9 protein-coding genes are annotated in these 12,312 nt (G+C 63.7%); 5 read left to right on the top strand and 4 right to left on the bottom strand.

Going from position 1 to position 12,312, the window contains the following annotated elements:
- Nucleotide 1: 1 nt before the first annotated feature.
- Nucleotides 2-1,636, top strand: coding sequence for a fucose isomerase (locus tag ACX80A_RS06380; protein WP_459258851.1), 1,635 nt, complete (start codon nt 2-4; stop codon nt 1,634-1,636).
- A 33-nt stretch (nt 1,637-1,669) separates the two neighbouring features.
- Complete coding sequence (locus ACX80A_RS06375) at nt 1,670-3,181, top strand: FGGY-family carbohydrate kinase (protein ID WP_459258850.1); 1,512 nt, start codon at nt 1,670-1,672, stop codon at nt 3,179-3,181.
- A 224-nt stretch (nt 3,182-3,405) separates the two neighbouring features.
- Here ACX80A_RS06375 and ACX80A_RS06370 read toward each other — a convergent pair whose 3' ends face one another.
- A complete protein-coding gene (locus ACX80A_RS06370; RefSeq protein ID WP_459258849.1) occupies nt 3,406-3,816 on the bottom strand; it encodes a hypothetical protein in 411 nt (136 codons plus the stop codon).
- Between the two features lie 685 nt (nt 3,817-4,501).
- Nucleotides 4,502-5,380 (bottom strand): hypothetical protein, encoded by an 879-nt coding sequence (locus tag ACX80A_RS06365; RefSeq protein WP_459258848.1) that lies wholly within the window; start codon nt 5,378-5,380, stop codon nt 4,502-4,504.
- A gap of 188 nt (nt 5,381-5,568) precedes the next feature.
- On the opposite strand from ACX80A_RS06365, the gene ACX80A_RS06360 reads away from it, so the two are divergent.
- The 3 genes from ACX80A_RS06360 to ACX80A_RS06350 all read left to right on the top strand — a co-directional run bounded on the left by ACX80A_RS06360 (nt 5,569) and on the right by ACX80A_RS06350 (nt 11,114).
- Nucleotides 5,569-7,614: a putative bifunctional diguanylate cyclase/phosphodiesterase gene (locus ACX80A_RS06360; RefSeq protein ID WP_459258847.1), complete on the top strand. Its 2,046-nt coding sequence runs from the start codon at nt 5,569-5,571 to the stop codon at nt 7,612-7,614.
- Nucleotides 7,615-7,718: 104 nt separating this feature from the next.
- Nucleotides 7,719-9,929, top strand: coding sequence for a catalase (locus ACX80A_RS06355; protein WP_459258846.1), 2,211 nt, complete (start codon nt 7,719-7,721; stop codon nt 9,927-9,929).
- A gap of 195 nt (nt 9,930-10,124) precedes the next feature.
- The gene (locus tag ACX80A_RS06350; RefSeq protein WP_459258845.1) at nt 10,125-11,114 is read left to right on the top strand and encodes a D-2-hydroxyacid dehydrogenase; all 990 of its coding nucleotides are present in this window, start codon (nt 10,125-10,127) and stop codon (nt 11,112-11,114) included.
- Between the two features lie 78 nt (nt 11,115-11,192).
- Here the strand turns inward: ACX80A_RS06350 and ACX80A_RS06345 are convergent, their stop codons facing one another.
- The gene (locus ACX80A_RS06345) at nt 11,193-12,068 is read right to left on the bottom strand and encodes an SDR family oxidoreductase (protein ID WP_459258844.1); all 876 of its coding nucleotides are present in this window, start codon (nt 12,066-12,068) and stop codon (nt 11,193-11,195) included.
- Nucleotides 12,069-12,122: 54 nt separating this feature from the next.
- Nucleotides 12,123-12,312, bottom strand: a 190-nt coding sequence (locus ACX80A_RS06340; protein WP_459258843.1) for an integrase core domain-containing protein, incomplete at its 5' end; no start/stop codon positions are given.

Here is a 12,312-nt window from a genome sequence, read left to right as displayed (position 1 = left end):
GATGACCAGTTACGCCTTTCCGAAGGAACTAGAATTGCCCGTCCTGCGGGACAAAACCGTGTACACGGTGGCCAGCGGTGACCTCCGCCTGAGCGCGAATACGGCGGGTTGGACTACCCAGCAAAAGCTTGAAGCAGACTTCGCAGCCGCCGTCGAGCGTTCCGGATTCTCCGTTCACCGCGGCCACGGGGTGAACCCGGAAACCGGGCACGGATTCATTGACAGCCAGCGCGCCGGCATGAACGTCTTTCGCAGCATTCCCGCCGAAGCGCCTTTGGTGGTGGTGGATGCAGTGTGGCAGTACAGCCACCACGTGTTGGCCGGGCTGCGGTCCCACCGCGGTCCGATCCTGGTGGTGGCGAACTGGGCGGGCGACTTTCCCGGGCTGGTGGGGCTACTGAACCTCACAGCCTCGCTGACAAAGGCCGGGATTGCCTATTCGTCGCTGTGGAGCGAAGACTTCACCGATAAGTGGGCGCTCGACAAGGTAGCGGAGTGGTTGCAGACCGGAACTATCGTTCACGATCTCAGCCATGTGCGCGATCTGGGCCAGCTGCCCGCGACAGCTGAAACCAGACTGGGGCAGGCCCTTGCCCAGCAATTGTCAACGGAGAAGGCGATCATCGGAATCTTCGACGAGGGTTGCATGGGGATGTACAACGCCATTATCGACGACGAACTGCTCAATCCGCTGGGTATTTATAAGGAACGTCTTTCCCAGTCGGCGCTGCTGGCTGAGATGGGTAAGGTGTCCGACGAGGAAGCACAGGCTGTCCGCAACTGGCTTGACGAAGCAGGATTTACTTTTCACTTCGGTACTGACGACGCCTCTGAACTCACCGAGGCGCAGGTGCATGAGCAACTAAAAATGTATGTGGCAGCTGTGCGGATCGCCGATGATTTTGGTGCGGACGCCATTGGTATCCAATACCAGCAGGGTCTCAAAGATATGACCCCCGCCTCGGACCTGGTGGAGGGTCTACTCAATAATGTCTCCCGTCCTCCAGTACTGTCCCGGAGTGGATCACGCGAGCTCTACCCTGATGCCGCACTTCCGCATTTCAATGAGGTGGACGAGGGTGTTGCAGTGGACGCACTGGTCACAAACCGGATCTGGACGGCGATGGGCTTGGACCCGGCCAATACTCTCCACGATATCCGGTGGGGTGAAGAGTACAACGGTGAGTTTGTGTGGGTATTTGAAATTTCGGGTTCGGTGCCAGCATCGCATAACGGGGGGTACGGGAAGTCGTACGGAATGCGACAGCCGGCGGTATTCTTCCCTCGGGGCGGTTCGACCTTGTCGGGAGTCTCGAAGCCAGGCGAGATCGTCTGGTCCCGGGTGTTCATTATGGACGGTGAATTGCACCTCGATCTAGGGCGCGGTCACGTGGTGGAGCTTCCGGAGGAGGAGACTCGGCGGCGGCTCGACGCCACCGACAAGCAATGGCCCATCATGCACGCGGTACTTCACGGTGTGTCCCGGGACCAGTTGATGGCTCGGCATAAGGCCAACCATGTCCAGGTGGTCTACGCGCCGGATGCGGAGACTGCGGATAAGGCGCTCGTCGCGAAGGCGGCATTCTTCGCTGAGTTGGGCGTACACGTTCACCTTTGCGGGACGGTTGACCTGTAACCATGAAGCGGACCGGTCGGGAAGGGTTTTATCGTGGCTGACGTGGTGCTAGGAGTCGACATTGGCACCGGCAGCAGCAAGGGTGTCCTGGTTGCGATGGACGGTAAAGTCCTGCGTACCAAGGTGATCGAGCATCGGGTGGATCGCCCGTATCCGGGTTGGGTGGAGATGGATGCCCAAATCTGGTGGGATGAATTCACCGCAATCTGCCGGGCGCTGCTGCTAGATTTCGGCAACGCTGACTCGCCCGACACAGTGGTCGCTGTAGGCGTCAGCGGCATGGGTCCGTGCGTGCTGTTGACTGACGATCATGATCAGCCGTTGCGTCCGGCCATCCTCTATGGCGTGGACACCCGCGCTACCGCCCAGATTTCCCGGCTGACCCGCGAACTGGGCGGGGACCAGGCGATTTTGGACCGTTGCGGATCCGTGCTGTCCACACAGGCGGTTGGCCCGAAGCTCGCTTGGATTGCCGAGCATGAGCCGACCGTGCTGGGGCGGGCCCGGAAACTGTTCATGCCATCGTCCTGGCTGGCCTTCAAACTGACCGGCGAATATGTTCTGGACCATCATTCAGCTAGTCAGTCCACGCCGCTCTACGACACCAATCTCCTCGACTGGTACGACCCGTGGTCGCAACATATCGCCCCGGACCTGCAGTTGCCGAGGCTCATTTGGCCGTCGGATACCGCGGGGAAGGTGTCAACGGGTGCGGCCCGCGAAACCGGTCTGCCCCCGGGAGTGCCGGTTATTGCCGGGACGATCGATGCGTGGACGGAGGCCGTCAGCGTGGATGCACAAAACGACGGCGACCTGATGCTGATGTACGGCTCGACCATGTTCCTCGTGCACACCGTCCCTGGGAAGGTTTTCACCCCGACCCTGTGGGGGACAATCGGTGCCTTTGAAGGGACAAGGAGCCTGGCGGGTGGCATGGCAACCTCCGGTGCAATCACTGGGTGGCTCAAGGAGCTCTTCGGTTCAGTGGATTACGCGGAATTGCTGGCCGAGGCTGAGCGCTCCGGGCCTGGAGCGTGCGGCCTGGTGATGCTGCCCTACTTCGCCGGGGAGCGCACACCCATCGCTGACCCGGATGCACGCGGTCTGATCGCGGGGCTCACCTTGTCGCATGGACGCGGTGACCTTTACAGGGCCGCCCTCGAGGCAACAGCGCTAGGCGTGCGCCACAACATCGAGCAGATCGAAGCGGCGGGAGGTGCGATCGAACGGATTGTTGCCGTCGGCGGTGGCACCCAGGGAGACCTGTGGATGCAGATCGTCTCGGATATCACCGGTCTCCCGCAAGTCGTCCCAACCAATACTATCGGCGCCAGTTATGGGGCCGCCTACCTTGCAGGGTTGGTAACCGGTAATTCGGACGTCGATATCCGATCGTGGAATCCCACGGCCAGAGTTATTGTCCCCAATCCGGCGGTCAGGGAAAACTACGAGGAGCTGTATTCGCTGTACCGCGACTTGTATCCGGCCACCCGGGAGATAACCCATCACCTCGCTCAACGCCAGCACCTCCTGTTCCGTGACTAACCGACAGAGCGCCCGGCCTTGAATAGCTTTTCAAGGCGGGGGCGAACGTCCTCGCGTCGGAGCAGGCGTGGAGAATGACGTCGGCGCCGTCGTCGATCAGCGCCTCCATCGCGAGATAGGTCTCGTAAACCCTGACGGCGTGAGGAGCTATTGGGTGTGAGTGACGCCGTCGGGAGACTGAAACCATATGAAGGCGGGAGGTGCCATCCCGGATCGCCGCAGGTTCAGGCGGGGTGTGCCGCTCGCAGTTCGCGCATGCTGAGCGTGCCGCACTGTTCAAGTGAGGGCAGGAGGCCAAGCACGGCGTCCACGTCGCGGCGTTCCAGGCGGGACTTCAGCACCCCGGCCAGCGCGGCTAGCTGCTCCAGTCCCAGCATTTTGCTGGAGCTTTCAATACTGAGGATGACGTCCATCAACTGGGCTTCATCGCGGGCTTCGGCGGCACGCATCAGCCGATGGAAGCGCTGGTCCCACATCCCGATGGAGATCTGGATGAAGGCCTGGCAGGCCACCGGGTTCTCAAGTTCGCGCTCCAGTTGGTCCAGGGCACTCGGTGAATAAAGAGGCAAAGCTTCAATGGCGTAGTCGATCATAGTGTCCTCTTCTTCCCTTGGAATTTCAGGGTAGAAGGACACGATGCCGGTGTAACGAGTGGTGGCTACTCGATTCGGCGGCTAGCGGTACGCAAACGATTTAGTGGTACTACTTGGAGCGCTTGGGTCTGAGGGTATTTACGGTTGGGTTGTCCGAGTCATATGATCTGATTCCTACCGGAAGAATGGGTGGGGTTGAGGGGGAGTACTAACTATGAAGCAGCATCGGAAAGCGGGTGCGGCGCCATCGGGGCAGCCGGACCGTTCAGCACAGCCTGCGGGCCCAACCGGTGGGCGGTCGATCAGCTGGCCTACCAGACGACGACAGAGCACGCAGGCTGCGACAGCCAACGGGGAACTGCGTCGGCTCGCGTCCCGTCGATGGGATGCACTGACCAAGCTCAGGCGTCGGCAGCAGCCCGACAACCCCTAAGGAGTTAGCTGGCCAGGGTGGCAGATGGTGCGGCGAAGTGGTGGCGGGTCCCGTCGTGGCCAGCCGCTCTGCCGCGAGGTAGGTTTCGTACACCCCCGACGGTGTGAGGAGTTGCTGGGTGTGGGTGACGCCGTCGGGTGTATGAACCGTTTGAAGGTGACGGCCCAGCACGACGGCGACGGCCGGGGGTGGGTTCGCGCTCAACGCCAGCACCCCGATCCGCGAACCCAGCGCAAGGGCCGCCGCTGCACTGGCCGAGCCAGCACCAGCCACCGGAACGTCGACCGCGCTGGACTAGAGCAGCTTCTCGAGATGGCGCCGCGCGCTATCCACCGCACGCCGAGCGTCACGGGCGGTTCGGACTGCAGTTACCTGTTCCCGCCCGGCGGCGTCGATCCGGGTGTCGAGGGTCTTCAAATCGGCCCTCGACTCGGTGAGACGGCGCTGCAGGTCTTCAATCTCGGTGATCAAGCTGGTGCGGCGGTCCTGAAACTTGTCGAGCTGGCGCCCCGCGTCCTGGGCGTCGTCGTCGGCCTCTGCCAGGGTGCGTTCGGCGTCCTCAAGGTTGGTGCGGGCATTCTCGACCCGCTCGTCGTCAGCCACGGCGTTCCCTGGCTCAGCCGGGTCGGTGGCGCTGGCGCCCGTGGGTCGTTCGAACGGCCCGCCCACCGCGCCGGTGAGGTCGACTGCGTCCCAGCCGTTGGCAGCCAGCGAGCGGAGGAGCCGTCCGCTCGAGACGGCGGCGGCGGCGTCGGGATCGGTCATCGCGGCGCGAAACGTCTGCTCCACCTCCGCGCCGACGGAGGTGCTGACCCGGTGACCGAGTTCAGTGGCCAGTGCGACGCTGTCCTTGCCGAGCGCACTCAAGAGCCGCTGCCGTTGCTGGCCGAGCCCCTTCATCAGGTTCTGGTCGAGGTGCTCCTGGGCGGTGCGGAGCGCGGCCCCGAGTTCGAGTGCCTCTCTCACCACATCCGGGCGCTGTTGAACGAGCATGTTCACCAGCCACCCGGCCATCGACGGCTTGGGCAACCGCCTGATCTGATCGGCAAGCGGCTTATCCTCGGTGCTTTTCGCCAACGCGTTGCGCTCGACAGTGAAATCTTCCAGCGCTAGGGCATACAGGCACCGGGCCGCGGTCGTCAGCGGTGGCTCCGGCGACTGTCGATTGCTCACGGCGTCCTTCTTTCAGGCGGGACGGGTCTGGCCCCAATGTAGCGGTGGTGCTGTGCCTCACACAATTGCCGCTACCATTCCTGTAGGGGTATGGGGCTGGAGAGACAGTTCGCTTATCGTCGAACAACGCCTTCTTGCAATCGCAGGGGTGGAACGTGAGGGTCCAAGCACACCGAAGGATGAGTTGAATGGCGTCCGAGTGGGGACCACGGTTCGAGGGGGAGGTATTGCCTGAGTCACTGTTTGCGCAGGCGCACGCAGCCACCTCGGAGGTCACGTTAATCAGCGATACCCGCCAAAATATTCTCCATGTTTCGCATTCCTTCACCACAATCACGGGACACCTGCCCGACGATGTAGTGGGGCGAAATTGTCGGTTACTCCAGGGGCCGGGGTCTGATCCAGAGACCAAGCGCGCCATACGGACGGCGCTGGCCGCGGGGGAGGCCTTCCGCGGGGAAATCCTCAACTACCGGAAAGATGGTTCAGCATTCTGGAATGATTTGAGCGTGGTCCCGCTGCGCGATGCCGCCGGTCGGGTGACCCATTACGCGAGCGTCCAACGGGACATTAACACCCGGATGGCTAAGCACGAGCAGCTGCGGTTCCAGGCGCTGCATGATCCTGTAACGGGGCTACCAAACCGGGTGGCGCTCGCCGAACGATTCCAGGACATCGTTGCCAAGGGTGACCAGAGTGATGTCACCGCGGCAGTAGGAATGATCGATCTCGACGATTTTCGGGCGGTCAACAACGCGTTCGGCCACGAGGCTGGGGACCGGGTGTTGAAGGAATGGGCGGTGCGCATGCAGGCCAATCTGCGCGATGGCGATTTCCTCGGTCGGATGGGCGGCGACGAGTTTATCCTCGTGGTGAGGGACATCAACCGTGCACTTGCTCCGGAGATACTCGCAGAGATTCTGGATTCACTCCATGATGCCGTGGAACGGCCGTTCCTCGTTTCGGGGAAAAGCGTCAGGGTGGGAATGAGTATGGGGCTTGCCCTGTGTTTGCGCGAGGGGTGCGACATGGTAACGCTGCTGCGAAAGGCCGATGATGCGTTGTATCAGTCAAAAAGGACGAAGAGTGACCGCGACCACTGGTGGACGCTCGCCGCTCTAGAACCGGTGGCCGCGATCGGGTCCGACCTCGCCTACCTGAAAGCGGGAGTTTCCGACGCCGGCGGACGCCCCGACAATACCGTCATCGAGAGCTATCGGACGCAGTTGCGCTCCGGTGGCCTGGAGGCTTTCATGCAGCCCGTGATAGATCTCCGTGATGGTTCGGTTCACCTCTTTGAGGCGTTGGCCCGCTTGCGGATGCCCGACGGGCGCCTGGCTGCGCCCGGTGAGTTTCTGCCTTATCTGACCGAGGCTGAGCTTGACGTCCTCTTTGCCGGGATGATCGATCAGGCGCTCGGATGGGTGGCACAGTGGGATCGGGAGGGCCTGCATGCAAGCGTCTCGGTGAATCTTCCGCCGAGCACCCTGCTGAACCCAGAGTGCCTCGACCTGGTGCGCCAAGCATTGCAGCGCCATCAGATTGCCGCTGACCGGCTAGGTCTTGAGTTGCTGGAATCCCAGACCCTTGAGTGGGAGACCCAACGAAACGCCCTGGACCTACTGGTGGGACTGGGTGTCGGGTTGGCGATGGATGACCTCGGTGCCGGCTACAGCAGTCTCAAGCGCTTGTCGGTCCTCCCCTTCAGCGCCATCAAACTCGACCGGGAACTTCTCTCCGAGATTCGCAGAAAGCCTATCGAGACGCTGAGCATGATCGCTTCCCTCATCCAGATGGGAAGGGACTTTGGCATGAACGTTGTGATCGAGGGGCTCGAGGACCTCGGCATCACCGAGGTCGCGACGGTTCTCGGCGCCCCGCTCGGCCAGGGGTATTACCTCACCCGACCGTTGCCGGCCGTTGAGGCAGCCGGTTGGGCCAAGAGGTTTGTTCTTGATGTGCACCCCGCCAGGCCGCGAACCTATTTGGGTGGGCTGGCTTATCACTGGCAGTTCGCCCGTCTGGGAGCGCCCCATCCGCGGCCGCTCGGGGAATGTCCGCTCACGGGGCTGCTCGATGACAGCCCCGCCGTCGACGACGTCATGCGCTGGCACGCCCAGCAGCACGATCCCGACGCGAGCCATCCAGCCGCGGGTCGCCTGCTCGTGGACTGGCTGGTGCAGCAGATCCGCCGGCAAGGTGTTGCTTCCTCCGGGATTTTCACACCGCTCTAGGGTTACCCGACCTCCATTTATATACAAAGCATGCTTAGTGTTGAGGGTAGGCTGGGTGGGTAACGGCGGGTTCACTGCCTTTACCCGAGCGTTTGGAGCGATCGATGAGCAAAAAGAATTCCCCAGCCACAAACCCGCCTATCCCCGGCGCGCCTTCGGTGGAACCGCCCAGCCTGGCGGAGCCGGTGGAACCCCGCGAACCGCTGCCGCCCAAGCCCGATCAGGGCGCCCCCGAGCCGGTGTCACCTACCGGCACACCTACAGGGGCCGCCAAAACGGTGAATTCCCAGAGCGGGCGGTTCCTTACCACCGCCCAGGGCACGCGAGTGGCCGACACCGATCATTCCCTCAAGGCTGGTCCACGCGGACCAGTCCTGCTGCAGGACCACCACCTGCGCGAAAAGATCACCCACTTTGATCACGAGCGCATTCCGGAACGTGTAGTCCACGCCCGCGGCGCTGGCGCCCACGGAACCTTCGTGGCCAACGGGGCCGCAGCAGGGGTCACGAAGGCTGGCTTCCTCGGCAAAGACGTCGAGACGCCGGTCTTCGTTCGATTCTCCACAGTGCTCGGCTCCCGTGGGTCGGCCGACGCGGTGCGAGACACCCGAGGGTTCGCCACCAAGTTCTACACGGACGAAGGCACCTACGACCTGGTGGGGAACAACATCCCGGTGTTCTTCATCCAGGACGCGATCAAGTTTCCCGACGTCGTCCACGCCGCCAAGCCGCACCCGGACCGCGAGATCCCGCAGGCCCAGAGCGCCCACGACACGTTTTGGGATTTCGTTTCCCTGCACAGCGAAGCTCAGGCGCACACCATGTGGAACATGTCCGATCGCGGCATCCCGCGGTCGTACCGGACCATGGAAGGGTTCGGCGTCCACACCTTCCGGTTGCAAAACGAAGCAGGCGAAACCACCCTGGTGAAGATCCATTGGAAGCCCAGGCAGGGCGTTCACTCGCTCGTGTGGGAAGAAGCCCAGATCATCAACGGCATGGACCCCGATTTCCACCGCCGCGACCTGGCGGACTCTATCGAGGCCGGTGCTTTCCCCCAGTGGGACCTGGGCATCCAGACCTTCCCCGACACCGAGGACGAAATGTTTGAGGGAATCGACCTGCTCGATCCCACCAAATTTGTCCCCGAAGAGTTGGCTCCCGTCCGAATCATCGGAACGATGACACTGAACGCCAACCCGACCAACTACTTCGCGGAGACCGAGCAGATCGCCTTCCACCCCGGCCACCTGGTACCGGGCATCGACGTCACCAATGACCCACTGCTGCAGGGCCGGCTGTTCTCCTACATCGACACCCAGATCAGCCGCCTCGGCGGCCCCAACTTCGCCCAGCTGCCGATCAACCGGCCGCACGCCCCGGTCAACGACATGCTCCGTGACGGCATGCACCAGACCGCGGTCCATGGGGGAGCGGCGCCGTACCAGCCCAACTCCCTCGACGGTGGATGCCCGTTCCTGGCGGGTGAGGACATGAGCGCCTACATCGACGTTCCGCAGGAGCTGCCGGCGTCGCGGAAGGTGCGGGAAAGTCCGGCCACCTTCGAGGATCACTTCAGTCAGGTGCGGATGTTCTTCAGGTCCCTCACCCCGCTTGAGCAGGACCACGTGATCTCCTCCTACACCTTCGAACTGGGCAAGGTCTACGAAGAGAACCTACGGGTCCGTCAGCTGCAGAATCTGGCCAACATTGACGAGCGCCTGTGCGCTGAGGTTGCCAACGGCCTCGGTCTGGACGCACCCCCCGCCACCGAACAGGTTGAGGATCACGAGCCCAGCCCTACAGTTTCGCAGATCGGCGGCACCTGGCCTGTCGAGGGCCGGATCATCGGTGTGATTGCCGACGCCAACAGCGACGTCACCGCCGTCGCCAGGCTCAGCTCGGCGATCCACGACGCCGGGATGGTGCCGTTGATCATCGCTCCCACGGGCGGCAAGCTTGACGGCGGCCTGGTGGTCCAGCGGACCTACCTGACCGCGCGCTCCACCGAGTTCGATGCCCTGATCGTGGCGGGTGCCGCGACACCGGGTGGCGACGCCGCCAACAGCCGGGACGCGAAGGCAGGATCGCCGTCGGTCGCCGTGGATCCGCGGGTTGGGCTGCTCCTTTCTGAGGCGTTCAGGCACTCGAAGGCGATCGGTGGTATTGGCAACGTGTCCTCGGTACTGCAGGCCAGCGCCATCAGCCCCGACGCACCGGGCGTCGTTGTCGGCGACGCAACGCCGGTCCTCATTACGCTGACCGAACTGTTGGCGAAGCACCGCGTCTGGGACCGTTTCCCTGTCCCGGCGTAGGGACTGACCCCACCCCCGCACTACCCCTACCCCCGGTTGCGCAGCTGTGGTGGGTGGATTCACGCATTTGCGCAGCAGCGGTGGGTTGGCGCGTGGGTTACCCACCACTGCTGCGCTTTTGTTGACGCCGTCAGCCTCCCAAGGTGGGAACACCCGCCACAACTGCGCTAGTTCGGACGTGGGAAAATGCTAACCATGAACTTCACCGAGCGGGCCGGGCGCAAACCGATCGTCACCGTGCTGGTGGGGGACCGGCCCGTGGTGGGGCTGGATCGGGTGGGAGTGCTGGCGGACATCCGCGAAACCGACGCCGCTGGCCTGCCCTCGGCCCTCCGCGGAGCCGACGTGCTCTACCTCTGGGACTTCTTCTCGGGTGCGCTGGAACCAGCCTGGAAACACGCCGATTCCCTGCAATGGCTTCACGTCGCGGCGGCCGGCGTCGACAGGCTCCTGTTCCCCGGACTGGTCGAGTCATCGGTCACCGTCACCAATGCGCACGGTGTGTTTGACCGGCCCATGGCCGAATACGTCCTGGGCGCCATGCTGTTCTCGGCCAAAGGCTTCGGCCAGACCCGCGACCAGCAGCGCCGCCGGGTATGGGGGCGGCGAACCACCCGCAACATCGCCGGCGCCCGGGTGCTCATTGTGGGAACGGGAAGCATCGGCCGGTGCACTGCCCGTCTCCTTACCGCTGCGGGTGCCGACGTTGACGGCGCCGGCCGGGTCGCGCGGACGGGGGACCCCGATTTCGGCACAGTCCACGGGAGCGCAGACCTCACGGCAGTCATTGGAGCGTATGACTGGGTGGTCCTGGCAGCGCCCCTGACACCGCAGACCGACGGTATGGTCAGCGCCAACGTACTCGCGGCCATGGCGCCGTCGTCCTACCTCATTAATGTGGGACGCGGACGGCTCGTCGACGAATTAGCGCTTGCACGGGTCCTTACCGACGGCGGGATTGCGGGTGCGGTGCTGGACACCTTCGCCGTCGAGCCCCTCCCCGCCACCAGCCCGCTCTGGGGGATGGACCGGGTGCTCATCTCGCCGCACATGGCGAGCGACGCCGACTCCTGGCTGGAAGATCTGGCCCACCAGTTCGAGACCAACTTCCTCATCTGGCATGCCGGCGATCAATTGCCCCACCCGGTGGACAAGGCACGCGGGTACGTACCGACGTCGGGCTAGCGCAACGAACGAATTCGGTCACGTGAGTCCAGTCCGGGCGGAGTGGCTTGTTTTCCTGCGCAGGCTGGCACGACCGGGCTAGGGGTGCCTGATCCCGTCTCCGCTGAGGACGGCCCGGTACCCCTCCCGGAAGCTCGGGTAGGCGAACGTGAATCCGGTGGCACGCAGCAGCGCGTTGCTGAGACGTTTCCCACCGGACCGCGACGACGACGACGGTCCCACCGGCGGCGTGGGCAGGCCCAGCTGGGCGGCGAGGAACTCCAGCACCTCGCCCTGGTCGACTGGTTCATTATCAACCCCGACGTACACCGGTCCCGGATCACTCACCCGTGTGGTCAGGTGGACGATGGCCGCTGCCGCGTCGTCACGGTGGATCCGGTTGGTCCACTGAATGTCCTGGGGCACGACGGCGGTCCCCGCCGTCAGCTGGTCGATCAGCCGGGTGCGCCCTGGCCCGTAGATGCCCGACAGGCGAAGGATCGTGGCGTCAGGCCGCCGCGCACGTAGAAGTTCCTCGGTGCGGGCCAGGATGGTAGCGGTAGCGGTTCCAGGCGCCAGGCGAGTCGATTCGTCGACCCACTCGCCGTCGGAACCCCCGTAGACAGCGGTTGAGGACACCAGGAGGACGTGGGCATCAACGCCGTCCCGGTCCAGCGCGTCAAGAACGTTGCCCGTGGCCGTCAGGTAGGCCGAGCGGTAGGCGTCTTCGGTCCGGCCGTTGGCTGCGGTGGCAAGGACTACGATGCTGGTGTCCGCTGGGAGACGCGGCAGGTCACCGGTGAGGTCGACGGCGGCGCCCTCGATCTCCGCCGGCAGTTTGTCCGGCGATCGCCGCCACCCGATCACCCGGTGCCCTGCCGCAGCAAACCTCAGCCCCGCCTCGGTGCCCAGATCCCCGCAGCCGGCAATCAGCACGGTGCCCTGGATGGCGTTCACTTCGCCCGACTGACCCACGTTGTACCCCTCTCGCACCGGCCGGAAAGCCGTGAACGTCGAGCCTACAGGGGCCTAGGTGTATTGACCTGAGAGGTTGGTGACGCGGCTGGCTGGTGGTTGACCTTTGAGTGCGGTGTGGCCTCGGTGATGGTTGTAGTGGTGGAGCCATGCCGGGAACGCGGCAACACGCTCGGCTTCTGACTTGTAGGGCATCGCGTAGGCCCATTCTTCGACCATGGTGCGGTTATAGCGTTCGACCTTG

It is taken from the genome of Arthrobacter sp. TMN-50 (genome assembly GCF_054511125.1).
The sequence above is the reverse complement of the archived record's forward strand: the minus strand, read 5'-3'. Positions and strand labels throughout refer to the sequence as shown.